The 24,386-nt window shown below is 62.1% G+C and carries 23 protein-coding genes; 20 read left to right on the top strand and 3 right to left on the bottom strand.

Going from position 1 to position 24,386, the window contains the following annotated elements; genetic code table 11:
* Positions 1-47: 47 nt before the first annotated feature.
* Positions 48-1,061, bottom strand: coding sequence for a DUF4392 domain-containing protein (locus tag K1X71_05940; protein ID MBX7072670.1), 1,014 nt, complete (start codon positions 1,059-1,061; stop codon positions 48-50).
* A gap of 113 nt (positions 1,062-1,174) precedes the next feature.
* Between K1X71_05940 and K1X71_05935 the strand changes: the two genes are divergently transcribed.
* The 3 genes from K1X71_05935 (at position 1,175) to K1X71_05925 (ending at position 6,354) form a co-directional block, all read left to right on the top strand.
* A complete protein-coding gene (locus K1X71_05935) occupies positions 1,175-1,336 on the top strand; it encodes a hypothetical protein (protein ID MBX7072669.1) in 162 nt (53 codons plus the stop codon).
* A 299-nt stretch (positions 1,337-1,635) separates the two neighbouring features.
* Positions 1,636-3,237: a citramalate synthase gene (gene cimA, locus K1X71_05930; protein MBX7072668.1), complete on the top strand. Its 1,602-nt coding sequence runs from the start codon at positions 1,636-1,638 to the stop codon at positions 3,235-3,237.
* A gap of 51 nt (positions 3,238-3,288) precedes the next feature.
* A complete protein-coding gene (locus K1X71_05925; GenBank protein MBX7072667.1) occupies positions 3,289-6,354 on the top strand; it encodes a valine--tRNA ligase in 3,066 nt (1,021 codons plus the stop codon).
* Between the two features lie 12 nt (positions 6,355-6,366).
* On the opposite strand, the gene K1X71_05920 is transcribed toward K1X71_05925, so the two are convergent.
* Positions 6,367-7,020, bottom strand: coding sequence for a hemolysin III family protein (locus K1X71_05920; protein MBX7072666.1), 654 nt, complete (start codon positions 7,018-7,020; stop codon positions 6,367-6,369).
* A 355-nt stretch (positions 7,021-7,375) separates the two neighbouring features.
* Between K1X71_05920 and K1X71_05915 the strand changes: the two genes are divergently transcribed.
* The 15 genes from K1X71_05915 (at position 7,376) to K1X71_05845 (ending at position 22,890) form a co-directional block, all read left to right on the top strand.
* On the top strand, positions 7,376-8,023 hold the full coding sequence (locus K1X71_05915; GenBank protein ID MBX7072665.1) for a cytochrome c3 family protein: 648 nt from the start codon (positions 7,376-7,378) through the stop codon (positions 8,021-8,023).
* Entirely contained in the window at positions 8,020-11,052 is a 3,033-nt protein-coding gene (locus K1X71_05910; protein ID MBX7072664.1) for a TAT-variant-translocated molybdopterin oxidoreductase, read from the top strand. The genes K1X71_05915 and K1X71_05910 overlap by 4 nt, the downstream gene beginning before the upstream one ends.
* Positions 11,052-12,437, top strand: coding sequence for a polysulfide reductase NrfD (gene nrfD / locus K1X71_05905; protein ID MBX7072663.1), 1,386 nt, complete (start codon positions 11,052-11,054; stop codon positions 12,435-12,437). The genes K1X71_05910 and nrfD overlap by 1 nt, the downstream gene beginning before the upstream one ends.
* A 5-nt stretch (positions 12,438-12,442) precedes the next feature.
* Positions 12,443-12,973 (top strand): DUF3341 domain-containing protein, encoded by a 531-nt coding sequence (locus K1X71_05900; protein ID MBX7072662.1) that lies wholly within the window; start codon positions 12,443-12,445, stop codon positions 12,971-12,973.
* Positions 12,970-13,560 (top strand): cytochrome c, encoded by a 591-nt coding sequence (locus K1X71_05895; protein MBX7072661.1) that lies wholly within the window; start codon positions 12,970-12,972, stop codon positions 13,558-13,560. The genes K1X71_05900 and K1X71_05895 overlap by 4 nt, the downstream gene beginning before the upstream one ends.
* Entirely contained in the window at positions 13,557-14,714 is a 1,158-nt protein-coding gene (locus K1X71_05890; protein MBX7072660.1) for a hypothetical protein, read from the top strand. The genes K1X71_05895 and K1X71_05890 overlap by 4 nt, the downstream gene beginning before the upstream one ends.
* A 52-nt stretch (positions 14,715-14,766) precedes the next feature.
* On the top strand, positions 14,767-15,213 hold the full coding sequence (locus K1X71_05885; protein MBX7072659.1) for a hypothetical protein: 447 nt from the start codon (positions 14,767-14,769) through the stop codon (positions 15,211-15,213).
* Entirely contained in the window at positions 15,210-16,085 is an 876-nt protein-coding gene (locus K1X71_05880; GenBank protein ID MBX7072658.1) for an SCO family protein, read from the top strand. Before K1X71_05885 ends, K1X71_05880 begins: the two co-directional genes overlap by 4 nt.
* 3 nt (positions 16,086-16,088) lie before the next feature.
* Positions 16,089-17,027, top strand: coding sequence for a cytochrome c oxidase subunit II (gene coxB, locus K1X71_05875; protein MBX7072657.1), 939 nt, complete (start codon positions 16,089-16,091; stop codon positions 17,025-17,027).
* A 5-nt stretch (positions 17,028-17,032) separates the two neighbouring features.
* Positions 17,033-18,718, top strand: a complete 1,686-nt coding sequence (gene ctaD / locus K1X71_05870) for a cytochrome c oxidase subunit I (protein ID MBX7072656.1) — start codon at positions 17,033-17,035, stop codon at positions 18,716-18,718.
* Between the two features lie 20 nt (positions 18,719-18,738).
* A complete protein-coding gene (locus tag K1X71_05865; protein MBX7072655.1) occupies positions 18,739-19,401 on the top strand; it encodes a cytochrome c oxidase subunit 3 in 663 nt (220 codons plus the stop codon).
* Complete coding sequence (locus K1X71_05860; GenBank protein ID MBX7072654.1) at positions 19,398-19,808, top strand: cytochrome C oxidase subunit IV family protein; 411 nt, start codon at positions 19,398-19,400, stop codon at positions 19,806-19,808. Before K1X71_05865 ends, K1X71_05860 begins: the two co-directional genes overlap by 4 nt.
* 127 nt (positions 19,809-19,935) lie before the next feature.
* Positions 19,936-21,759, top strand: a complete 1,824-nt coding sequence (locus K1X71_05855) for an Nramp family divalent metal transporter (GenBank protein ID MBX7072653.1) — start codon at positions 19,936-19,938, stop codon at positions 21,757-21,759.
* A 103-nt stretch (positions 21,760-21,862) separates the two neighbouring features.
* Positions 21,863-22,390, top strand: a complete 528-nt coding sequence (locus K1X71_05850; protein ID MBX7072652.1) for a CBS domain-containing protein — start codon at positions 21,863-21,865, stop codon at positions 22,388-22,390.
* 191 nt (positions 22,391-22,581) lie between these two features.
* Positions 22,582-22,890 carry a hypothetical protein gene (locus K1X71_05845; GenBank protein MBX7072651.1) on the top strand — a complete coding sequence of 103 codons (309 nt, stop codon included), beginning with the start codon at positions 22,582-22,584 and terminating at the stop codon, positions 22,888-22,890.
* Between the two features lie 52 nt (positions 22,891-22,942).
* Here the strand turns inward: K1X71_05845 and K1X71_05840 are convergent, their stop codons facing one another.
* On the bottom strand, positions 22,943-23,581 hold the full coding sequence (locus K1X71_05840; GenBank protein MBX7072650.1) for a hypothetical protein: 639 nt from the start codon (positions 23,579-23,581) through the stop codon (positions 22,943-22,945).
* A 181-nt stretch (positions 23,582-23,762) separates the two neighbouring features.
* On the opposite strand from K1X71_05840, the gene K1X71_05835 reads away from it, so the two are divergent.
* Both K1X71_05835 and K1X71_05830 read left to right on the top strand, forming a co-directional pair.
* Positions 23,763-24,026, top strand: a complete 264-nt coding sequence (locus K1X71_05835) for a Trm112 family protein (protein ID MBX7072649.1) — start codon at positions 23,763-23,765, stop codon at positions 24,024-24,026.
* 4 nt (positions 24,027-24,030) lie between these two features.
* Positions 24,031-24,372: a histidine triad nucleotide-binding protein gene (locus tag K1X71_05830; protein ID MBX7072648.1), complete on the top strand. Its 342-nt coding sequence runs from the start codon at positions 24,031-24,033 to the stop codon at positions 24,370-24,372.
* Positions 24,373-24,386: the final 14 nt, after the last annotated feature.

Raw genomic sequence — 24,386 nt, 5'->3', positions numbered from 1 at the left:
TTGCCAAGTTCGATTTTAGCGCAGTGGTCGTAAGTGAACAACCGCCGTCAGTCGCAGGCAACGCATTCGACAGCTTCGCGTAACAAGCCAAGGTATTCTTCGAGCGGCAAGCCATCGACGGTCGCTTCGCGCCGCCGCGTGACGCCATCGACGATGCTTGTGGTTTTGACCAGATGCCGCAGCAGGTCACGTTGACGGTCGACTACGGCAGGGGTAATTAGATCGTGGCGACCGGCAGCGGCGGCCAGCGCCACGCCCAGCACGTAGGCGCCCCAATCGCTTGTGCCCGCGATGAGCAGGTGGTCGGCCGGGACGCGACATGCGATGCGAGCGCCCACCTCGCTGCCCAGGGCATCGCGCAGCTGTATCCAGGGGACGGCGCCAAAACCAATCTCATTTCCGCCGTCGCCAATGCCGATGGTCGTGATCCGTCGGCCCGACTGTTGGGCCAGTTCGAAGAGCCGATGTGCCGGAGCGGTGTATTCGCTGATGTCTCGCCCGCGCATGTTGTGGCAGCGATCGCAGTCGTCTGGCGGGACCGCCGCGGCGAACTCGGCGGCGAGCGCGGCGTCGCCTTGGCTGGCGCTGGCCAAGGTATGGCTTGGTCCGGGGCGTTCGACCGCGATCAGGTGCGAGTAGCGACCGTCGGCCACGAACTCAGTCGCCCACCGTTCAACAAATTGCGCTGGGCCGCTCGGACAGACGTGCAATCGGTCGTTGGGAAGCTGCAGGAATTCGCTGCCAGCTTCCAGTGCCTGGCGGCTCATGTCGTCGCAGACCAGTGCGACCTGCGCGCCCAGCGCTCGCAAAATGCTCGCCAAAAAGAGCGTGCCGGGGGGGCCATCGGTCTCGGCGCAGGGAGGATCGGCGTCGACGATGCAAAAGCCGGTCACTAGCGCCATCGACAGTGGCGGCCGAAAGCTGGCAATGCACGCGGCCAGCGCGTCGGCGGGCAGAACGCCGGCGGCCTGCCACAGCGGCGCGGTTCGCCGGCCGGTGGGGTCGCGCAACAACAATTCGGCGAGCGCCTGCAGTTGTGGACTGGTGAGATGGTTCGCCACGAGTACGATTTGGTGAGGGGTGTGCTTGACCGGTGGGGGGCGGTTTTTGTAGTTGTAGCGGTTGCGTTTGTGGTGAATAGCTGGGCGACTTCACGTGGAAGGAAATTGGCGCGATGACGGTGCTGCATAGTGGTTCGAATCAGAAGTTTGCGGCGGGCTGGTCCTCGATTTTCGGCGGCTCGGGCGGCAAGAAGAAAGCGGGCGCCAAGGCCAAGTCGAGCGTCAAGGCAGCCAAGAAAAAGGCGCCCGGCAAGAAGAAAGCGAAGAAAAAGTGAGCCGGAGCGTCGGGACGCGACGTGCGCCAGCGCTGAATTGACATCTGGCCTGGGCTCTTCTATCCTTTCAAAACGGTAGTCCTAGGGTGTTTATCTGATGTTCAGCGTTGCCAACTGCACGTGCTTCCGCCAGCCAGTCGCGCTGTCGTCGGGCGTGGTAGCGACGTTGATTATTGGGATTATTGAGGAGACTCGGCCCTAGGGCGTGACCGACTGAGGTCTGATGAACGCCGCCCTGAGGCCGCCCGCCGGCCGCAGGGTTTTTTTGTTTTCCCACCCTTGCCTTTGAAGCTAACGCCATGCGCCGCATTCAGATCTACGACACTACGCTCCGCGACGGCAGCCAGGGCGAAGGAGTCAGCCTCTCGCTGCACGACAAGCTGCTCATCACACAGCGGTTGGACTCGTTGGGTTTTGATTACATCGAAGGCGGATATCCGCTCTCCAATGAAAAGGACGCGCAATATTTTCAGCGCGTGCGCGAACTGGACCTGCGGTACGCCAAGGTATGCGCGTTTGGCATGACCCGTCGCAAGGGAGTTGCCGCGGTCGACGACCCGGGCATGATCGCGCTGTTGCGCTCGGAGGCGCCGGTGGTGACCATCGTGGGCAAGACATGGGACTTTCACGCCACGGAGATTCTGCGCGTCGACTTGGATGAGAACCTGGCGATGATCTCCGACAGCGTGCGCGCGGTATGCGACGCGGGGCGCGAGGTGATCTACGACGCCGAGCACTTCTTTGACGGCTGGAAGGCGAACCCCGAGTACGCCCTGAAGACCATCCGCGCCGCGGCGGAGGCGGGCGCCGGCATGGTGGTGCTGTGCGACACCAACGGCGGGTCCATGCCGGAGGAAGTGGCGGAACTGGTGCGCGCGGCGATTGCCGGACTGCCGGTGCCGGTGGGGATTCATTGCCACAACGATTGCGAGTTGGCGGTGGCCAACTCGCTGGCCGCGGTCGACGCCGGCGCCGCGCAGGTGCAAGGCACCATCAACGGCTTTGGCGAACGGTGCGGCAATGTGGATCTGATTTCGGTGGTCGCCAATTTGGCGCTCAAGAAGCGAGGATACGAAGTGTTGCTGCCGGGCAAGGTGGAGTACCTGACTGAGCTTTCGCGTTATGTTTACGAAACGGCGAACATGCACTTGCGCTCCAACCAGCCGTTTGTCGGCCAGAGCGCCTTCGCGCACAAAGGCGGCATGCACGTACATGCGGTGAATCGCGTGGCGGCCAGCTACGAGCACATTCCGCCGGAGCAGGTGGGCAACGAGCGACGAGTACTGGTGAGCGAACTGTCGGGCAGGTCGAACATTCAGGCCTTGACGACGAAGTATCACATCGAGCACGACCGCGAGCTAATGGACAAGATTTTGGCGCGGGTGGTGGCGCTCGAAAATCTGGGGTATCAGTTCGAGGCGGCTGAAGCGTCGTTCGACCTGCTGGTGCGCAAGTGCGCCGGCAGCTTTGCCTCGCATTTTGAGCGATTGCACTATCGGGTGAATGTGCAAACCGAGGATGGCGATCGGGTGACGACGGAGGCCAGCGTCAAGCTGCGCGTCAAGGGGAGGGTGCATCACGAGGTGGCCGAAGGAGACGGGCCGGTGAACGCCTTGGACGGCGCCTTGCGCAAGGCGCTTGCCGAGCCGTACCCGAACCTCGCCGACATGCATCTGGTCGATTACAAAGTGCGAGTGATCAACTCCGAAGCCGGCACCGCCGCTGGCGTGCGGGTGATGATCGAAAGCAAGGACGAGACCGATGTGTGGGGCACCGTGGGGGTGAGCGAAAATGTGATCGAGGCAAGTTGGATTGCGCTGGTCGACAGCTTTGAATACAAACTCACCAAGGACGAACTGCGGCGGCAGGCCAGCCATCAGCCGGCCGGCGCCGCCGTGTAGGCGCTTCGCGAAAGTGATTGATCAGGCCGTGCGGAAATCAATGGAATGAACATGTCGATTGCAACACAGGAATTGCCCAAGCAGTACGATCACTCGGCCGCGCAGCGTCGTTGGTATCGGTTTTGGGAGGAGCGCGGCTACTTTCATAGCGAGCCCGATCCCCAGCGCAAGCCGTTCACCATCGTGATTCCGCCGCCGAACGTCACCGGCGCCTTGCATTTGGGGCACGCGCTGAACAACTCGCTGCAAGACATCCTGATCCGCATGCGCCGCATGCAGGGATATAACGCGCTGTGGATGCCGGGGGCCGATCATGCCGGCATCGCCACGCAGGCCGTGGTGGAAAAGCGGTTGTTGGAGGAAGAAAAGAAGACACGCCACGACCTGGGGCGCGAAGCGCTGGTCGAACGCATTTGGGCCTGGAAGGCCGAGTACGAAAAGCGCATTCTGGGACAGCTCAAGCAGATGGGCTGTAGTTGCGATTGGGAACGCACGCGGTTCACGCTCGATGCCATGTGCGCGCGGGCGGTGCGCTACACGTTCTTCAATTTCTTCAACCAAGGGCTCATCTATCGCGGCCAGCGGCTGGTGAACTGGGACACGTTTCTGCAAACCGCCGTCAGCGACGACGAGGTGGTGCATGAGACGATTCAGGGGCACTTTTGGCATCTCCGGTATCCGGTGATCGATCCGCAGCCGGGCGAACCCACCCATGTGACGATCGCCACCACCCGGCCAGAGACGATGCTCGGCGACACGGCCGTGGCGGTGCATCCCGACCCGAACGCGGCGCTGGAACAAGCCGTGGCGGCGCTACGGGCCAAGATCGCTGAGACGCCGGAGAAATCGCGCGCCGAATTGGAGACGCAACTGGCCGAGCTCGAAGCGCGCCGGCAAACGCATCTGCCGCAGTTGGAGCGCTTGCGCGACATGGCGCGCGCCGGCCGCAAATTGCGGCTGCCGCTGTTGGATCGCGAGATTCCGCTCATCGCCGATGAGTGGGCTAAGCCCGAGATGGGCTCTGGCTGCGTGAAAATCACGCCGGCGCACGATCCCAATGACTATGAGGTGGGGCAGCGACAAAAACTGCCGATGATCAACATCTTGAACGCCGATGGCACGCTGAACGTGACCGCCGGGCCGTACCAAGCGCTGACGATGCCCGAGGCGCGGCGCCGCGTGGTGGCCGATCTCGAGGCGCTCGGCTTGATGGAAGCGGTGGAAGACCGCGAGATCGAGCTGGCGCATTCCGATCGCTCGAAGACGCCCATCGAGCCACGGCTGGCCGACCAATGGTTTGTGAAGATGGACTACCTGGCGCAAACCGCGATGGACGCGGTGAGCGATGGTCGCGTGCAGATCGCGCCGACGCGCTACGCCAAGAGCTATTTGGATTGGCTGGGCGAGAAGCGTGATTGGCCGGTGAGTCGCCAGCTTTGGTGGGGACATCAAATTCCGGTCTGGTACGCGCCCGCCGAGGCGAGCGAGGCGGCGCTCAAGTCGGCGTTCGCCGGGCGTGAGGGGATTGCCTGGCGGCGCGAGACCGAGGGAGGCCGCTGGCTGATCTGCGCGCGCGATGAAGACCTGGCAGAAGACACCGTGCCCGGTCACAAGTTGAGGCGCGAAGAAGACGTGCTCGACACCTGGTTCAGCTCGGCGCTGTGGCCACATTCCACGCTCGGCTGGCCCGACGCCACGCCGGAGTTAGCGTATTACTATCCCACCAGCGTGCTGATCACCAGCCGCGACATCATCACGCTGTGGGTGGCGCGGATGGTGCTCACCGGGCTGTCGAACGTGGGGGACGTGCCGTTTCGACAGGTCTTCATTCATCCCAAAATTCTCGACGCTTATGGCGAGACCATGAGCAAGTCGAAGGGAAACGGCGTCGATCCGTTGGATGTGATCGAAAAGTTCGGCGCCGACTCGCTGCGCTTCGCGCTGGCGTACCTGACCACCGAAACGCAAGACATTCGCATGCCGGTGGAGTTCGAGTGTCCGCACTGCGCGAAGCTGATCGAGCAAACCCGCGAAAATCGGATGCAGGCGCGCTTGAAATGCCCGCATTGTGGCGAATCGTTTTCGACGCAGTGGGCCAAGAAGCCGGCCGATGTGGCGCTAGCGCGCGGCGCGGTGGTGAGCGAGCGGTTTGAGCTGGCGCGCAACTTCTCGAATAAGCTCTGGAACGCGTCGCGCTTCGCGCTCATGAACCTGTCGGGCTATGTTCCGGCGCCAGTGGCCGACGATGAGCTGGCAATTGAGGATCGCTGGGTGCTGAGCCGGCTGAACACCGTGACCGCGCAGGTGACGGAGTATTTGGAAGCTTTTCGCTTCGCCGACGCGGCCCGCGCGCTATACGATTTTGCCTGGGACGAGTTTTGCAGCTTTTATGTCGAGATGGTCAAGAGCCGACTGCAAGACGAGGCCGCGCGCCCCGTGGCACAGCGAGTGCTTGCGCATACGCTCGACACGCTCTTGCGGCTGTTGCACCCGCTGACGCCGTTTCTGACCGAGGAAGTGTGGCAGTTGCTGGCGGCCGTGGCGCCGCAGCGCGGCATTGCCGAGCCGCGGCCGGCGGCGGAGAGCCTTATGATCGCCGAGTGGCCGCTGGCCGAAGCGGCGCGGCGCGACGCGACGGTCGAGGCGCGGTTCGCAAGGTTTCAAGAGCTATTGCGCGGATTGCGCGACGTGCGTGGCCGGCAGAACATTCCGCCGCGCACCGAGTTGCGGTTCGCGGTGAAGTGCGACGACGAGTTGACAGAGTTGTTGCGCCCGATGGAGGCGTACTTCGTCTCGTTGGCCGGCGCCCGCGCCACCGGTTGGGGCGCCGCTGTCGATCCGCCGGCGACTTGCGCCAAGTTCACGCTGGGCAGCGCCGAGGTGTTCGTCGATTTGGCCGGCCTGATCGACGTGGCGGCCGAATTGGCCAAGAACGAGAAAGAACGCGAGAAGGTCGTCGGTTTCATCGCGGCCAAAGAAAAGAAATTGGCCAACGAGAGCTTCACCTCCCGCGCGCCGGCGCACGTGGTCGATCAGGAGCGGCAAAGTCTCGAAGAACTACGAGCGCGGCTGGCGTCGATCGACGCGGCCATTACGCAACTGCGGGCGCAAACTTAGTTGTCGGCGAGCTTAATGTGCGTGAAAGAGCACCGCGCAAAAGTGGAGCGCGCTGCCAGCCAGCACAAAAACGTGCCAAATGGCGTGAAAGTAGCGCCGCCCTTCGCAGCGATAGAAGAGCGTGCCGAAGGTGTAGCACAGCCCGCCGGCTAATAGCCAGGCCAAGCCCGATAACGACACGGAGGCGATCAACGGCTTGATGGCGATGATCGCCAACCAGCCCATGATGATGTAGGGAATCGCCGATTCAGTGAGGCCGCGGCGGGCGGAATAGAGTTTGTGGCCAATGCCGGCCAGGGCAAAGGTCCAGACTAGCGCGAGCAGCGTCCAACCCCAGGGACCGCGCAGCGCCGTGAGGGTGAACGGAGTATAGGTGCCGGCGATCAAGAGAAAGATGCAGGCGTGGTCGACCACGCGCAAGATCGCGCGAGTCCGGTAGCCGCGAGCGCAGTGGTACACCGTCGACGCGGCATAGAGCACCACGAGCGACGCTCCGTAGATGCTCGCTCCCACAATCTGCCAAACGGTGCCTGATTGCGCGGCGAGCACGGTGAGCGCAATCAAGCCAACGATGCTGAGCGCCAGGCCAATGCCGTGCGTAACGGCGCTGGCAATCTCGTCTTCAACACGATAGATGCGCTGGATTGTGTTGGGGCTGGCCAGCATGGCAATGCGCTCCGCGCCGGTCTTGCGGCATATCGAGGTAGTTTCGAGGCGGGATGGAAAGGGCAGGGGCGTAGTTATTGTATCGGTTCGCAAAGCCGGCGTAAGCAATACGTTTGCGGGCGACTCGCGCGCGGAGAGGGGCGCCTTGGTATTCGCACACCGGCGCAGTGCGCGAAACTATGGAGTTTGATCAGACTTTGCGCGATGAAGTCTTAGCGGAACTTGGGAAGTCTCTAGGGGCGGTATGGATTTTGCTCGCCACACTGCCCCCTTGTAAGGCAGCGATTAAAGGGGTTCAATCGTCACATCGCCAAGCGCGCAGCAATGCGCGATGGAAGGGGGACGACTCAGAAAGATGTCGCAGATCTTTCATCCCAGCACCAATACCTTTTCACGCGTCACCATTTTTGGCGCGGTGCTGATACTCGCGATTTTGGCCTGGCTGGCGGGCCTGTTGTTCGAATCGTCCTGGGTGACCGAAGTCGGCGTGGTGCGCGAGCAGCCGGTGCAATTCAGTCACCAGCATCACGTGGGCGGTTTGGGGATCGACTGCCGCTATTGTCATACGTCGGTCGAAGATTCTTCGTTCGCCGGGATTCCGCCCACCGCCACCTGCATGAACTGCCACTCGCAGATTTGGGCCCAAAGCCCTTATCTGAAGCCAGTGCGCGACAGTTTTGCGTCGGGACGCTCGTTGCATTGGACGCGGGTTCACGATCTGCCCGATTTCGTGTACTTCAACCATGCCATTCATGTGCGCAAAGGGGTGACTTGCGAGCAATGCCATGGCGACGTGGACCGGATGCCGCTGATGTGGCGCGAGCACACGTTGCACATGGAGTGGTGTCTGGAGTGCCACCGCGAGCCAGAAAAATTCGCCGGCGCGGAACATGCGTTGCTCAGCCGCATGGTGCAGATGCCGCATGAGTCGGACACCGGGCCAAGCACCGTCACGCGGGCGGAGCTGAACATTCTCACCAGTTGTTCCACGTGCCACCGATGAGCAAAGGCTGCCACGATCATTACGCGCCGCTGGTCTCACGGCCGGCTCATCTGACCGCTGCCGGCGCGCGTTTGTGGCGCACGCTCGACGAGTTGCAGGCCAAGGCCGAGGACGAAGCGCGGCTGTGCAACGAGTTTCCGGCCTGGGCGCAGCAGCTTGGCAGCCCGGTGGGGCGCCGGCGGTTTTTGCAGTTGATGGGGGCGTCGCTCGCGCTGGCGAACTCGGCCGGCTGTTTGCGCCAGCCGGTTGAAAAGATCGTGCCGTATGTCAAGCCGCCAGAGCAGGTTGTGCCGGGCAAGTCGCTCTTCTTCGCGACCGCCATGCCTCAGGACCAAGGGGTGGCGTTGGGCCTACTGGTCGAGAGCCAAATGGGGCGCCCCATCAAGGTCGAAGGCAACGCGGAGCATCCCGCCAGCCTGGGGGCGACCAATGCCGCTGCGCAGGCCGCGGTGTTGGGGCTGTACGATCCTTATCGCTCGCAGGTGGTCACGCGCGATGGTGATGTGTCGACCTGGGACTTGTTTGGCGGGGCGCTGCGCGAGGCGATCAAGCAGCGCGGCGGAGAGCGTGGTCGCGCCATTCGCGTCTTGACCGAGCCGACCACGTCGCCCACCTTCATCGCGCAGATGGAGGAGGCCGCGCGGCAATATCCCGAGATGCGCTGGACGCAGTTTTCGCCGACCGGGAGTGAGGCGGCTTGGGAAGCGAGTCGCTTGGCGCTGGGGGCGGAACATCACGTTTACTATCGCTTCGATCGCGCCAAGACGATCGTGTCGCTGGACTCCGATTTCTTGTGCAGCGGACCCGCTGGCGTGCGCTACGCGCGCGACTTTGCCAGCCTGCGGCGACCGGGTGGAGAGGCGATGTCGCGGCTCTATGCGGTGGAGTCGACGCCAGGCAACACGGGCGCCGCGGCCGATCATCGGCTTTCGCTCGCGCCTAGCCAAATGGAGGCCTTTGTCTTGGCGCTGGCCCAGGCGTTGGAGTTGCCGCTGGGCGACTTACAGACTGTGTCGCTGAGCGAAACGCTGACGCGCTGGATTGCGGCTGCCGCCGCCGATCTCAAGGAGCATCGCGGCGCCTCGCTGGTGGTCGCTGGACCCGAACAATCGGCCGCGGTTCAAGCGCTGGCGCTGGCCATGAACCAGTCGCTGGGCAATTTTGGCAAGACAGTGATTTTGACCGCGCCATTGCATTCGCGCGCCGAGGCGAATCGCGCCACGCTTGCCGAGTTGGTCGACGATCTGCGGCAAGATCGAGTTGGTGTTTTGCTGATTCTGGGTGGCAATCCGGTCTACGACGCGCCGGCCGACTATCAGTTTGCCAAGCACCTTGCGCGAGCGCCCTTTCGCGCGCATTTGAGCCTGTATGAGGATGAGACCTCGGCCGTATGCGAGTGGCACCTGCCGGCGGCGCACTTTCTGGAGTCTTGGGGAGACGCGCGGGCCTTTGACGGCGCCGCGAGCGTGATTCAGCCGCTGATCGCTCCGTTGTACGAGGGGCGCACCGAGTTGGAGACGATCTCCGCGCTGCTGGGACGTCCGGGGCAAAAGAGTTACGAGTTGCTGCGTGCGTATTGGCAGGCGAAACACCCTGATGATTTTGAGACGTACTGGCAGCAGTCGGTCCACGATGGCGTGCTGGCCGATACGGCGTTCGACGCGGCTTCCGCTTCTCTGGCGGATGATTTTGCCGCTAAGCTGGCCGGCCAGTTGCGCCTGCCCGAGGTCGGCGCCGATCGCGGTGGCGAGTTTGAAGTGGTGTTTCGCGCGGACCCGACGATCGGAGATGGTCGCTACGCCACCAATGGCTGGTTACAGGAGTTACCCAAGCCGATGACGCGGCTGACGTGGGACAACGCGTTTTTCATTGCGCCATCGACGGCTCGCGAACTGAACCTTGAAGATGAGGATGTGATCGAGCTGGCGCTTGCGGGCCGCAAGGTCACGGGACCGGTGTTTCGGTTGCCCGGCCAGCCGGCGGGAGTGGTCACGCTGCATCTGGGCTATGGCCGCGAGAACGTGGCCATCCAAGGGGATCAGCGCGGGATCAACGCGTATGCGGTGCGCACTTCGGCGGCGCCGTGGCACGCCAGCGGGGCGACGATCAAGAAGCTAGGCGGCAAGTATCGCTTGGCGGTCACGCAAGGCCATCAACGAATGGCGGGGCGCGAGCTGGTACGGGCCGCCTCGCTCGCAGAATTCCGGGAGCGGCCCGACTTTGCCAAACGGCCGCATGAGATACCAGCTAACGACGATACGCTGATGCCCGACTGGCGCTATGAGGTGTATGCCTGGGGCATGTCTGTCGATCTCAACGCCTGCGTGGGCTGCGGCGGCTGCGTGGTGGCCTGTCAGGCGGAGAACAACATTCCGGTGGTGGGCAAGGAGCAGGTGGCGCGCGAGCGTGAAATGCACTGGTTGCGCATCGACCGCTATTGGGCCGGCGAGGACGAAGACGATCCGTCGGCAACCTACTTTCAGCCGGTGATGTGCATGCACTGCGAACACGCGCCGTGCGAACTGGTTTGCCCGGTCGAGGCAACCACGCACAGCGCCGAGGGGCTGAACGACATGGTCTACAACCGCTGCGTCGGCACGCGCTATTGCGCCAACAATTGCCCCTACAAAGTGCGGCGCTTCAACTTCTTGGAATACAACGACTGGGAGACTCCCGTCTTCAAGCTGTTGCGCAATCCCGACGTCACGGTGCGCAGCCGTGGGGTGATGGAGAAGTGCACCTACTGCGTGCAGCGGATCAACGAAGGCAAGATCGGCGCTGAGTTGGACGGGCGCAAGGTTCGCGACGGCGAAATCAAGACGGCGTGTCAGGCGGCCTGTCCGACCGGAGCCATTGTGTTCGGCGACATCAACGATCGCGACAGCTTAGTGACGCGGCTCAAGGCGTCGCCGCTCAACTATGGGCTATTGACCGAGCTCAACACGCGGCCGCGCACCACGTACCTGGCCGTGGTGAAGAATCCCAACCCCGCGCTCGCGGAAGATAGCGGGCAGGAGGCGCACGCCTGATGGACGAACCGCGCGCCGCCATTGCCGAAGACTCTCGCCCGCCGGTGTTGGAGCCAGGGTACACCTATGGCTCGGTGACCGACAAGATCGCGTCAATCGTGCTCACAGGGCGGCCTCCCACCAGTTGGTATGTGGGCTTGGTGGTGTCGTTCGCGCTGGTAATGATGCTGTTCTACGCGCTTTCGTACCTGTTGGTGCGCGGCGTGGGGATCTGGGGCATCAACATGCCGGTGGCCTGGGGCTTTGCGATCGTCAACTTTGTGTGGTGGATCGGCATCGGCCACGCCGGCACGCTGATCTCGGCGATTTTGCTGCTGCTGCGGCAGGAGTGGCGCACCTCGATCAATCGCTTTGCCGAGGCGATGACGTTGTTCGCGGTCGCCTGCGCGGGATTGTTTCCGTTGTTCCACATGGGGCGGCCGTGGTTCTTTTACTGGCTGTTGCCGTATCCCAACACGATGGACTTGTGGCCGCAGTTCCGCAGCCCGCTCGTGTGGGACGCGTTCGCGGTATCGACTTACGCGTTGGTGTCGCTGCTGTTTTGGTACGTGGGTTTGATTCCCGATCTGGCGACGCTGCGCGACAAGTCGCACAGCGGGATAGGGCGGTTTATCTACGGCGCGTTGGCGATGGGCTGGCGCGGCTCGGCCGCGCATTGGCATCGCTATGAGCTGACCTATCTGCTGCTGGCCGGGTTGGCGACACCGTTGGTGGTGTCGGTGCATACCATCGTGAGTCTCGATTTTGCCGTGGCGCAGGTGCCGGGCTGGCACACCACGATCTTTCCGCCGTACTTTGTGGCCGGGGCGATCTTTTCCGGCTTCGCGATGGTCATCACGCTGGCGGTGCCGCTACGCGCGATGTATGGGCTGCATGACTTTATCACCATTCGCCATCTCGACAACATGGCCAAGGTCATGTTGGCCACTGGATTGATCGTGGGCTACGGCTACGCGATGGAGATCTTCAACAACTGGTACAGCGGCAATCAGTACGAGTGGTTTGTCACCACCAATCGCGCCGAGGGGCCGTACCATGTGATGTTTTGGGGGCTGATGTTTTGCAACATCGCCGCGCCGCAGTTGCTGTGGTTCGAGCGACTTCGCCAGAAGCCGCTGGTGCTGTTCTTGATCGCGCTCGTTGTCAACACGGGCATGTGGCTCGAGCGCTACATCATCGTGGTGACCAGTCTGCACCGCTCGTTCGTGCCGTCGGAGTGGGGCATGTACGCCGGCACGGCCTGGGATTGGGCCACGTTTATCGGCACGCTGGGTTTGTTCTTGGCCCTCATGTTCGTGTTTATTCGCGTGCTGCCAATGATCTCGATCTCGGAGATGCGCACGCTGGTTGAAAAGACGGAGTCTGGAGAGCCAAACGGCCACTAGTCGCCATGCAGTCGATTTACGGACTACTCGCCGAGTTTGACACGCCGGAGCAGGTGGTCGAGGCCGCGCGCCACGTTCACGCGGCGGGCTATCGGCGGATCGATGGCTACTCGCCGCATCCGGTCGAGGGGTTGGCCGAGGCGCTCGACAAACACAATTCACGCTTGCCGCTGATCGTGCTGGTGGGGGGGCTGGTCGGGTGCATCGGGGGTTATTTGTTGCAGTGGTGGTGTCAGACGAATGCTTACCCGCTGAACATTGGCGGCCGTCCGCTGAATAGCTGGCCGGCCTACGTGCCGATCATGTTTGAGCTGACGGTGTTGATTGGCTCGTTCTCGGCGGTATTCGGCATGTTGGGTTTGAACGGTTTGCCGATGCCCTATCACCCGTTATTCAACGTGCCGGCCTTTTCGGCCGCATCGCGCAACAAGTTCTTTCTGTGCGTCGAAGCCCGCGATCCGCTGTTTTCCGCTGCGGGCACGCGGCAATTGCTCGAGCGCCTGGGACCGCAGGCGGTGTACGAGGTGCCGCCGTGATGTTGTCCCTTGGTGACATCTTGCGAGCCGCGCTGACCGTGATGGCGATCATGGCGCTTTCGGGCTGCGTGCAGAAGATGGCCGACCAGCCCCGCTACGAGCCGCTGGAAGCGAGCGACTTCTTCGACGACGGCCGCAGCGAGCGGCCATTGGTCGAGGGGACAATCGCGCGCGGTCAACTGCAATTGGACGATCATTTCTTTCGCGGCCGCGTCAATGGCGAACTGGCGACAACGCTGCCGATGAAGATGTCGCTGGAGTTGCTCCAGCGCGGGCAGCAGCGCTTCAACATCTTTTGCGCGCCGTGCCACGACCGGGCGGGGACCGGCAGCGGAATGATCGTGCGGCGGGGATACGCCAAACCGCCCCATTTCGCCATCGACCGCCTGCGCGAGGCGCCGGTGGGGCACTTCTTCGACGTGATGACCAACGGCTATCGCCAGATGCCGGATTACGCGGCCCAGGTGCCGCCAGCGGATCGTTGGGCGATTGCCGCTTATATCCGCGCCTTGCAATTCAGCCAACATGCCAGCCGCGACGAAGTGCCGGCGGCGGAGCTAACCCGATTAGAGGGGGCTGCGCCATGAAATCCGAAGCGACGCTGCAGGTCGATCTGGAGGTTTTTGGCCGCCGGATGCTGATTGTCGGGGCGGTTGGCGCCGGCTTGTGCGCGCTTGGCTGGTTGTTCAACGCGCCGCAGGTTTACCGTTCTTGGCTGTTCGCGTTTGTGTTCTGGCTCAACATCCCCTTGGGTTTGATGGGGCTGTTGATGTTGCAGCATCTGGTGGGAGGCGCATGGGGCGCGGTGTTGCGCGGCGTGCTGGAAGCCGGGACGCGAACCATTCCGTACATGGCGGCGTTGTTCTTGCCGATCTGCTTTGGCGTCCGGTCGCTTTACGAGTGGACCCAGTGGAACGCCGAGACCTTGGCGCACGAGCCGACTTTGGCTCACAAGATGCAGTATCTCAACATCGAATGGTTCTTGATTCGCGCGGCGCTCTACTTCGCGATTTGGTCGATCTTCGCCATGGCGCTAGTGCGCTGGTCGCAAGTGCAGCAACATGGAGGCAATCCACGCATTACACGTCGGCTCGCCAAGCTCAGCGGCGCGGGCCTGTTGTTTGGGGGGCTGGCGGTGAGCTTCGCCTCGTTCGATTGGGTGATGTCGCTCGAACCGCATTGGTATTCCACGATTTACGGACTGCTGTACGTGACCAGCGAGTTTTTGACCGGAATGGCGTTGGCGATCATCGTCACCGTGTTCTTGGCGCGCTACGAGCCGCTGGGTGGCGTCGTCCGGCCCAATCACTATCAGGATCTAGGCAGCCTTTTGTTCGCGTTCGTCATTTTTTGGGCGTACATGGCCTTTTCGCAGTATCTGATCATTTGGTCCGGTGACATCCTGGAAGAAATACGCTGGTACGAAAAGCGGCTCCACGGCGGCTGGGGCTGGCTGGCGATTGCGCTCGTCCTGTTTCATTTTTTGTTGCCGTTGTTTGCCTTGTTGTCGCGCAATGTGAAACGCGACGCACAGCGACTCGCGCGGGTGGCGCTGGTGATTTTGATCGCGCATGTGCTGAATGTTTATTGGCTGGTGAAACCGGCGTTTGCGCCGAATGGCAGCGGACTGCATTGGCTCGACCTGGCGGCCCTGGCGGCCATTGGCGGGCTTTGGCTGGCCATCTTCGCCTGGCAATTGCGCCGTCAGCCGACGGTGCTGGTGTTTGAAAGATCGTCGTAATCCGAACTCCGACGCGATGTGGCGATCCTGGCTCGCCACGCGGAACTCAAGTATGACTTCGCAATCCTCGCAACCAGATCACGAACCGCGACTGCTGCCGCCCGAGTCGTCGGACATTCAAATCGGCGCGCCCATTGCTATTGGCGTGGTGGTGGCGGCGCTGATCGTGATCGCGCTGGTGGTTTCGGCCTGGATGCTGTTTCCGCGCCCACAGTCTGCGCACAGCCCGCCCTCCCCCTTGGCGTTCTTGGACAATCCCACGCCGGCGCCGCATCTGGAATATGACCCCCCGGCCGATCTGGCGAGTCTGCGGGCACACGAGGAGAAAGTGTTGACGACCTATGGCTGGATCGATCGCAAGGCGGGCGTCTATCGCATCCCAATTGCCGAGGCGATGAAGCTGTTGGCGGCCGGACACGCGGCGCCAGCCACGCCAGCAACCGCGGGCGAGGCGCCAATCAGCGACGCCAAGGCGCCAGCCGACGAGCCAACGCCATGAACCCCAGCGGCACGACAATTCGGCTGGCGCTCGCGCTGGTCTGTGGGCTGGCGGGGGTCGCGCGCGCCGCGGTGCCAAACACGGCGACCTCCGAGAAGTTTCGCGAAGTGCGGATAGAACAGCGGTTGGGACACGCGTTGCCGCTCGACACGGTGTTTACCGATGAAACGGGGCGGCACGTGCGGATGAGCGACTACTTTGGCCAGCGGCCGGTGCTGCTGATGTTCGCGTATTACGAGTGCCCCATGCTGTGCAATGTGGCCTTTCATGGGCTCTTGGAAACGATGCGCAGTTTGGAGTTTTCGCCCGGCAAGGAGTTTGAGGTGGTGATCGTGGGCTTTGATCCGCGCGAGAAACCGCGGCTGGCGGCCGCGAAGCGATTGAATTTTTTGCGCAAGTATCAGCGCCCCGGCGCGGAGCGCGGCATTCACTATCTCACCGGCGAGGCGGAGCCGATTCGGCGAATGACCGAGGCGGCGGGGTTTCAGTACTTCTACGACGAAAAGTCGGGACAGTACGCGCACGCCAGCGGCATCATGATCGCGACGGCGGAAGGCAAGTTGGCGCGCTACTTTTATGGCATTGATTACCCGCCCAAGGACGTGCGCTTGGGCCTGGTCGAGGCATCAAAAGGCGAAATTGGCACGCCGGTCGATCAGATTTTGTTGTTGTGTTTTCATTACGATCCGCTGACGGGCAAATACGGCTTGGCGATCATCACCATCTTGCGTGTGGCGGGGGTGGCGACGGTGGCGGCGATGGTCGGCTTCATCGCGATCTCGCTGCGTCGCGAGCGGCGACTGGCGCGCGCCGGCGCCAAGCGCGCGGGCGCGGTTTGCGGCGGACTGCCTTCCGCGCTGGGGGAGGCGTAAGCGATGGATCAGGATTTCCGGCTTTGGCCGAGACAAGCATCGGAGTTGGCGCCGCGGGTCGACGCGATTTACATCGCGCTGTTGTTGATGGCCCTGGTCATGACGGTGCTGATCTTCTTTTTCGTGATTTATTTCTCGATCAAGTATCGGCGCGGCTCGAAGGCCGACCGCCGATTGTCGCAAGGCTCTTACCTGCCGCTCGAACTGACTTGGTCGATCGTGCCGCTGATCGTCGGGATGGTGTTTTTTGTCTGGGGCGCCAAGACCTATTTCGATCAGGTGATCGCGCCAGCGCGCGCCATCGACGTCTATGTGGTGGCGCGCCAATGGATGTGGAAGCTGCAACACTCCGACGGCACGCGCGAAATCAACGCGCTGCACGTGCCGGCCGGCTACCCGGTGAAGCTGACGATGATCTCCGAAGACGTGATCCACAGCTTTTTCGTGCCCGACTTTCGCACCAAGCAAGATGTGCTGCCGGGGCGCTACACGACCGCCTGGTTTGAGGCGAAGGAACCCGGCGAGTATCACCTGTTCTGCGCCGAGTATTGCGGCACCGATCACTCGCTGATGCGGGGCAAGGTGGTGGTTTTGGAGCCGGCCGATTATCAGGCCTGGCTGCAAGGGGGAACGCCAGAACCCAAGTCGCGCGGCGAAGCGCTGTTTCGTCGCTATCGCTGCTACACCTGCCATTCTGGCGAATCGAAGGTGCGCGCTCCGCTGTTGGAAGGAGTCTTTGGACGCACGGTGGCGCTGGCCGACGGCGGCAGCGCCAAGGTCGACGAGGGTTATGTTCGCGAATCGATCTTGCGCCCCAAGGCCAAGGTGGTGGCTGGCTATGAGCCGATCATGCCGAGCTTCGAGGGGCAACTAAGCGAGGAGGACATTGTGGATCTGATTCAATACATCCAATCGCTGAGCGCGCCCGCGCAAACGCCGTAATTGCCATGACAACGACATCACCCACCACACCCGAGTTGTCGCCCCCGTCGCGCCAGACCTATCTCGACGCCGGATACACGGTTCGCTCTTGGTTGTTGACCAAGGACCACAAGCGAATCGCGATCCTCTATTTGATCTCGATTACGCTGTTCTTCTTCGTGGGGGGCGCGGCGGCGGTGCTGTTTCGCCTCGACTTGATGACGCCCGAGGGGGATCTGGTTCGCTCCGAAACCTACAACAAGCTGTTCACGGTGCATGGCATCGTGATGATCTTCTTCTTTCTGATCCCTTCCATTCCCGCGGTGATGGGCAACTTCATCTTGCCGATGATGATCGGCGCGCCTGACCTGGCGTTTCCCAAGTTGAACCTGCTGTCCTGGTACCTGTTCATGACGGGCGGCATTTTCGCTGTGGCCGCCATCGTGCTTGGCGGCGTTGACACCGGCTGGACGTTCTACACCCCGTATTCCAGCACCTATTCCAACACTAACGTGATGCTGACCGCGGTGGGCGCGTTCATCGCCGGCTTCTCGTCGATTCTGACGGGGCTCAACTTCATCGTCACCACGCACACCATGCGCTGCCCGGGCATGTACTGGTCGCGGTTGCCGCTATTTGTGTGGTCGATGTACGCCACAGCCATCGTGATGGTGCTTGGCACGCCCGTGCTGGCGATGGCGCTGTTGTTGGTGGCGGTTGAGCGCGGTTTTCGGATCGGCATCTTCGATCCGGCGCTGGGAGGCGATCCGATCTTGTTTCAGCACTTGTTTTGGTTCTATTCGCATCCGGCCGTGTACATCATGGTGCTACCCGCGTTTGGAGTGATGAGCGAGTTGGTGCCGGCGTTCAGTCGCAAGCGCATCTTCGGCTACAACTTCATCGCCTATTCGAGCCTGGCGATCGCTGTGCTGGGGTTTTTGGTGTGGGGGCATCATATGTTTGTCAGCGGCCAGTCGGTGTACGCCGGCGCGGTGTTCTCCATGCTCAGTTTCATGATCGCCGTCCCCTCGGCGATCAAGGTGTTCAACTGGACCGCCACGCTTTACAAAGGGCATATCTCGTACGACACGCCCATGCTCTTCGCGCTGGGCTTCATCGGTCTGTTCACGGTGGGCGGACTGACTGGCTTGTTTCTGGCCACACTGGCCGTGAACGTGCATGTACACGACACCTACTTCGTGGTGGCGCACTTTCACTACATCATGGTGGGTGGCGCCGTGATGGCGTACATGGGCGGCCTGCACTACTGGTGGCCCAAGATGACGGGACGGATGTACGCCGAAGGCTGGGCCCGGCTGTCGGCGCTGATTATTTTTCTCGGCTTCAATCTGACGTTCTTCCCGCAGTTCATCCTGGGCTATCAGGGAATGCCGCGGCGGTATCACTTTTATGTGCCGGAGTTTCAGGTGCTCAACGTGATGTCGAGCGCCGGGGCTTCGATTCTCGGCATCGGCTACCTGATTCCGCTTGTTTATTTGCTGTGGTCGCTGCGGTACGGACCGGTGGCGTCGGCCAATCCGTGGGGCGCCACGGGATTGGAATGGCAAACGCCCTCGCCGCCGCCGACCGAGAACTTTTTGGAGACGCCGGTGGTGACCGCCGATCCTTACGACTACCCCTCCGAAACTTACGCCGAGCCCGAACCGGGGGCGTCCAGTCCCGGCCCGCGCGCCGACCTGGCCGGCGTTTGACGAAAGGCAGATAGCGACCGATGTCCGTCTCGCAAAGCCGACCCTCAACGCTGGCCCATCACTTCTCGTCGCTTGAACAACAATTCAACACGGCGCGGGTGGGGATGTGGGTGTTTTTGCTGACCGAGATCATGTTTTTCGGCGGCGCCTTCCTGGCATATATCGTGTACCGCGCGGCGTATCCCGCCGCCTTCTCCGCGGCCAGCACACACATGAACTTCGTGATGGGCACCATCAACACCCTAGTGTTGTTGTGCTCCAGTCTGACCATGGCCATGGCGGTCTGGGCCGCGCACACCGACCAGCGCGACCGCGTGGGCAAGTTTTTGTGGGCAACGATGGGGCTGGGCCTGGTGTTCATCCTCATCAAGGGATACGAGTGGCGCGAGCATTATTTGCACGGGTTGGTGCCGTATTGGAATTTTCCAAACGGGAAAGAGCGTTTCAGCGAGCTGTATCCAGAGATTGAGCTGTTTTTCTCGCTGTACTTCGCGATGACGGGGTTGCACGCGCTGCACATGATCATTGGGATCGGCGTGCTGGGCGTGCTCACCCATTGGGCGCGGCAGCGTCGGCTGGGCGCTGATTGGTCTTCTCCCCCCGAGGTCGCCGGTTTGTACTGGCACTTTGTGGACATTATTTGGATCTTCTTGTACCCCCTCTTTTATTTGATCCACGCATGAGCACACACGTCACGCACAGCGAGAGCGAAGCGACGGGGTCACCCGCGCTCTACGTTACAGTCTTCATCGCGCTGGTCGTGTTGACCATTGGCACCGCGGTCTGCTCGCGACTGGGTCTCGGGCGCTGGGAGGTGCTGGTGGCGCTGGCGTTCGCGATCACCAAGGCGGCGCTGGTCACGCTGTTCTTCATGCATTTATTGCAGATGGCGCGCTTGAATTGGGTGATCGTCGCCGCCGGGCTGCTATGGTTGTCGATCGCCATCACACTGACCATGGCCGACTACCTGACGCGCAGTTGGTATTCGATCAACACCAACCCCAGCACCGCGGTGCAAACGCTGCAGGAAGTTGAGGGCCATGCCTCGGGGTCCAAGGCGCCGACGGGCGAAAGCGCTCCCGCGCGCTAGAGAAGGGGCTGTGATCGCGCGGCAGCGCTTCAAAAAAGCGCTTGCAGTCGGCTAGCGCGGCTGGCATGCTCACAGGATCTCGCGTTTCTGGCCCTGCGCCATTCGGTTCATTTCACGCTTTGGCTACATGAGCGTTCTTTCGCCAAACGATTCCGCGCACGCGGCCGATCAGGCCGAGAAGGGCGCCGCGCCGGACTTTGTCGCGCCACATCCTGGTTCGCCCGACATGCCGCGCTGGACGACTGGCGAACTGATCGAGGCGCCTCGGTTTTCGTGGCGCAATTGGGCCGCGCTTATCGGTCCCGGCTTGGTCATGGGGGGCTCGGCGATCGGTGGCGGCGAATGGCTCAAAGGGCCCGAAGTGACCGCGCGCTACGGCGGCGGTCTCTTATGGCTGGCCTCGCTCAGCATCCTGGGGCAGGTGTTCTACAACCTGGAGATCAGCCGCTATACGCTGTACACCGGCGAACCAATCTTCACGGGCAAGTTTCGCACCTTGCCGGGCCCGCGATTCTGGCTGTTCGCCTATCTGATTCTCGATTTTGGCGCGGTTTTTCCTTACCTGGCGTCGAACGCGGCCACTCCTTTGGCCGCGGTGATCTTGGGCCGGATGCCGAATCCGGAGTTGTATCCGAGCGATAAGACTTGGTTGGTCGCATTGGCTTACGTCGTTTTTGTGGGGGGCCTCGTGCCGTTGTTCTTCGGCGGCAAGGTTTACAACTCCCTCAAAGTGCTGATGTCGTTCAAGATTGTGGTGGTGTTGGGATTTTTGAGCGTTGTGGCGCTGTTGTATTCCAGCGCCGCCACGTGGCGCGAGATCAGCTTGGGATTTGTGCAATTCGGCTCGCTGCCGGTGCGGCAGGCGGAGGATCAGAATGGCAATGGCCGGCTGGACGCGGGGGAAGATTGGGACCGCGATGGCCACTTGGACGTGGTCGAGCCGATTCTCCCTCCATCGATCGACACCAATGGCGACGGCGTCGCCGACGCCTGGGCCGACGTGAATGGCGACGGGAAACCCGACAAGTTTCGCGATCTCGACGGCGACGGATTTCGCGATGGCGACGGGGTGAAGAACATTTTCGTTTCGCTGCTCAGCGGCCAGGGAATGCCAAACATTGACCTTTCGCTGATCGTGGCGATTGGCGCCATGGTGGCCATTGCCGGTTCTGGCGGTTTGTCGAACACGCCGGTGAGCAACTACACGCGCGATCAGGGGTGGGGCATGGGGTGGCACGTAGGCGCCATACCAAGCGCCTTTGGCGGGCATAGTATTGCCCTGTCGCATGTCGGCTGCGTGTTCGACCCGCAACCAGAAACGCTGCCGCGTTGGCGGCGCTGGCAATGGCATGTGCTGCGCGATCAATTGGTGGTGTGGATGCCCGCCTGTTTTATTGGACTGGCGCTGCCGAGCATGTTGTCGGTCGAATTCTTGCGGCGCGGGACGGAGGCCGCGGAATGGACGGCGGCGGGCATGACGGCCGACGCTGTCTGGCAGCGCGTGGCGGATTCGGCCCTTGGCGGCTGGGCGGGCTTTTTCTGGTTCATGACTTTGTTCTGCGGCTTCTTGGTGTTGGGGCTTGGCGTGGTCTCCAGCGCCGATGGTTTGATCCGTCGCTGGGTCGACGTCTTTTGGACGTCCAGCCCCCGCATGCGGGCCATCGATCCGTACAAGATTCGCAATGTTTACTTTGGCGTGTTGGCGGCGTTTGCCGTATTTGGCGTGGTCATGCTGGCGGTGGGAAAGCCCAAGCAGTTGGTTAACTACGCCACGCTCATCATGAATTTCGCGTTGGGTTTCAGTTGCTGGCACACGGTGGTTATCAACAACGTGCTCCTGCCTAAGCCGCTGCGGCCTGGCTGGTTCGCCATGCTGGGGCTGATTTTGGCGGGGCTCTTTTTCACGGTGATGGCCACCGTTGCGACGTTCGCCGCGTTCGACTGGATTTAGCGGTATTGTGGGCCGCGCGATTGGGGTCGTCGCGGCGACCATTTGTGAACTAAGCTTGCGGTGGCCGCAAAACGTCTGGGGCAATTCTTCCGGTGACGCCGCAATGGACCGACTTGAAATCAAGCGCATGCAGGTGCTGCACGCGCTGGAGCAGACCGATGGCGTGCTCGAACCGCTTGAAGTTCAACATGTGATGACCGCTGCGCCCACCACCGTGAACGAACAGACCAGCGCGTTGGAGTTGGTGAGATTGCTGCAAAAACACGGCTTTCGCCATCTGCTCGTCACCGACGACGCCGACCGACTGGCGGGCGTATTGAGCGACCGCGACGTGATTCGCTGCTTCGGTCCGTCGCGCTATCCCGACGAACATCGCCTGGCCGAAATCTGCGCTCGCGACATCATGAGCCGCGACGTAATCACCGTGCGGCCCGAAACTCGACTGGAAGTAGCCGTCGACACCGTCGTGACGCAGGGAATTAGTTGTTTGCCGGTCGTGACAGCCGGCCGGGTTCTCGGCATCTTGACGAACACCGATCTGCATTTGCTGCTTCAGGCCTTGCTCAAGTCCGACCTGGCCGGGCGCGCGGCACAACCGGCAGATCGATCGCAATTGGCCCATCGCGGTTGATTCTGGCCACTGCCAACCATGCGGGGCGTGCGCTTGATAACGCTGCGCGCTGACGCGCGGCGCATGTCGATTTTCGCGAGCCGTTGCGAAATGCCGCCGCGCTAAATTTCGTGCGGCCCCGAGCGAACGGGCGGTCGATAGGCTTTCATGTCGCCAATCTTCAGACCGACGGCATGCAGGAGTCTCCTACGATGGCCAAAGAGATTTTTCGGGTCGTGACGCGGGGGACCGACGGCAAGCTGCGGGTACGCGACTATCCGAAGGCCGACGCCATTCAGCGGCTACACACGCAAATCGGCATCGACGATTGCAGCACCGACCTGGAGTTGCGCGGCCAGCCCGTCTTCAAAGGGCTGATCGGCCCCATGCCCGAGGGCGCGAATGTCGTGCGCTACGAGTCGCCCGAGGTGTTCGAGACGCTCACCAAGGAATGGGTCGCGTCCAAGGGATCGCGACGCAATCGCGCGCGGCAGAGCGAGCTGGAATCGTCGGAAATCTAAGGCGCCGCCGTTCCGCTTTGATTGAGTTCGGCGACGGCCAAGATCGACTCCGTTAACGCCACAGCGCACCGGTGGCCGGGCGCGTAGCGATTGTGCCGGCCGGGCGCCAATCGGCGTCGTTGGCCACCGCCCCTGGCCACTGGCTCAGAGGCGATGCGCCGCCAATCGGCGACGACGGCGCCGCCTGGTGGCTGGCCATCGTGGGTTGCTTGGCCGCCTGGCTGCTGACCGCCACGCGGGTGACCAGTGTTTGTCCGGCGCCCTGTTGCACGAGCGCGGTCGTCTGCGGGGCCAGTGGTTGGGCCACTAGTTCTCGCCGCGTCACCGGCACCTGCACTACCTCGGTGCGAGTTTGCCAGCGCGTCACGGGGACCATCCGCTGCGCCTGGTAGGGCTGCGAGAATGGATTCCAGCGACCGACCCAATAGGTTTCCGCGCGGTATTCCGTGACCGGCACAGAATAAACGCGGATCGTGTTTTGATATTCAGTGCGCAGTTGCTCAGCGTAAGCAATTTGGCTGGCCGGTTGCTGGGCGGCCATGACCGCGGGTTGCCCCACGTTGACGCGCGTCTCGCGGTAGGTGACGCCCCCCTCTTCAAAGTAGCGCACATCCTCTCCGCGCGCCGTGGCGACGACTAGCGTCACCGCGCCGGCAAGCAAGATTCTCGAATTGGATCGCCAACGGTTCAATGCGCCCGGTCCCTGGGTGAATGCAATGGCCGCTATTGAGAATAACCCGCCTCTTTTATCGGCGCGCGCGATGGGCTGGCATGATTCGGCAAAATTTGCGGGCCAGACTGCTTGCAAAGCTGGGCAATCCCCGGAAACTTGATAACGTGTGGCACACGACACGTAATTCTGTAGTGCGAATATGATCAGCGACGAACTGTTGGAGATCCTCCGCTGCCCCGAGTCACGGCAGCCGCTCAAAATCGCCCCTGTGGAATTGATTGCCCAGATCAACGCGGTGATTGCGGCGGGGCGCGCCAAGAATCGCGCCGGCGAGACGGTCGCGGAAGTCTTGGAGGGCGCTCTGGTGCGCGAGGATGGAACGCTGGCGTACCCGGTGCGCGACGCCATCCCGGTGATGCTGATCGACGAGGCGATTCCGCTAGACGCCATTCGCCAGGGGTGAAACGATGGCCAAGACGATCTTCAAGCGAATTATCGATCGTGAGTTGCCGGCCGAAATCGTCTACGAAGATGATCGCTGCCTGGCTTTCCGCGATATTCAACCTGCCGCGCCGACACATGTGCTGGTGATTCCCAAGCAAGAAATTGCCTCGGTCGCCGATTTGACGGCCGCCGACGAGGAGTTGGTCGGCCATCTCTTTCTGGTGATGCGCGATTTAGCGGCGAAGTTGGGGATGGACGGCGGCTATCGCATCGCCGTGAACTGCGGCCCGGACGCCGGCCAATCGGTGGATCATCTGCATTTTCACCTGCTTGGTGGTCGACAGATGTCGTGGCCGCCCGGCTGATTCGACGGTCCTCC

This window comes from Pirellulales bacterium (assembly GCA_019694455.1).
In the GTDB taxonomy this organism is placed as follows: domain Bacteria; phylum Planctomycetota; class Planctomycetia; order Pirellulales; family JAEUIK01; genus JAIBBY01.
This window is presented reverse-complemented; position numbering and strand designations above follow the sequence as displayed.

What these genes read in the sequence shown, in the direction of transcription:
- K1X71_05935 (MBX7072669.1), top strand. Translation starts at nt 1,175, where the DNA reads ATGACGGTGCTGCATAGTGGTTCGAATCAGAAGTTTGCGGCGGGCTGG.
- cimA (MBX7072668.1), top strand. Translation starts at nt 1,636, where the DNA reads ATGCGCCGCATTCAGATCTACGACACTACGCTCCGCGACGGCAGCCAG.
- K1X71_05925 (MBX7072667.1), top strand. Translation starts at nt 3,289, where the DNA reads ATGTCGATTGCAACACAGGAATTGCCCAAGCAGTACGATCACTCGGCC.
- K1X71_05920 (MBX7072666.1), bottom strand. Translation starts at nt 7,020, where the DNA reads ATGCTGGCCAGCCCCAACACAATCCAGCGCATCTATCGTGTTGAAGAC.
- K1X71_05915 (MBX7072665.1), top strand. Translation starts at nt 7,376, where the DNA reads ATGTCGCAGATCTTTCATCCCAGCACCAATACCTTTTCACGCGTCACC.
- K1X71_05910 (MBX7072664.1), top strand. Translation starts at nt 8,020, where the DNA reads ATGAGCAAAGGCTGCCACGATCATTACGCGCCGCTGGTCTCACGGCCG.
- nrfD (MBX7072663.1), top strand. Translation starts at nt 11,052, where the DNA reads ATGGACGAACCGCGCGCCGCCATTGCCGAAGACTCTCGCCCGCCGGTG.
- K1X71_05900 (MBX7072662.1), top strand. Translation starts at nt 12,443, where the DNA reads ATGCAGTCGATTTACGGACTACTCGCCGAGTTTGACACGCCGGAGCAG.
- K1X71_05890 (MBX7072660.1), top strand. Translation starts at nt 13,557, where the DNA reads ATGAAATCCGAAGCGACGCTGCAGGTCGATCTGGAGGTTTTTGGCCGC.
- K1X71_05885 (MBX7072659.1), top strand. Translation starts at nt 14,767, where the DNA reads ATGACTTCGCAATCCTCGCAACCAGATCACGAACCGCGACTGCTGCCG.
- K1X71_05880 (MBX7072658.1), top strand. Translation starts at nt 15,210, where the DNA reads ATGAACCCCAGCGGCACGACAATTCGGCTGGCGCTCGCGCTGGTCTGT.
- coxB (MBX7072657.1), top strand. Translation starts at nt 16,089, where the DNA reads ATGGATCAGGATTTCCGGCTTTGGCCGAGACAAGCATCGGAGTTGGCG.
- ctaD (MBX7072656.1), top strand. Translation starts at nt 17,033, where the DNA reads ATGACAACGACATCACCCACCACACCCGAGTTGTCGCCCCCGTCGCGC.
- K1X71_05865 (MBX7072655.1), top strand. Translation starts at nt 18,739, where the DNA reads ATGTCCGTCTCGCAAAGCCGACCCTCAACGCTGGCCCATCACTTCTCG.
- K1X71_05860 (MBX7072654.1), top strand. Translation starts at nt 19,398, where the DNA reads ATGAGCACACACGTCACGCACAGCGAGAGCGAAGCGACGGGGTCACCC.
- K1X71_05855 (MBX7072653.1), top strand. Translation starts at nt 19,936, where the DNA reads ATGAGCGTTCTTTCGCCAAACGATTCCGCGCACGCGGCCGATCAGGCC.
- K1X71_05850 (MBX7072652.1), top strand. Translation starts at nt 21,863, where the DNA reads ATGGACCGACTTGAAATCAAGCGCATGCAGGTGCTGCACGCGCTGGAG.
- K1X71_05845 (MBX7072651.1), top strand. Translation starts at nt 22,582, where the DNA reads ATGGCCAAAGAGATTTTTCGGGTCGTGACGCGGGGGACCGACGGCAAG.
- K1X71_05835 (MBX7072649.1), top strand. Translation starts at nt 23,763, where the DNA reads ATGATCAGCGACGAACTGTTGGAGATCCTCCGCTGCCCCGAGTCACGG.
- K1X71_05830 (MBX7072648.1), top strand. Translation starts at nt 24,031, where the DNA reads ATGGCCAAGACGATCTTCAAGCGAATTATCGATCGTGAGTTGCCGGCC.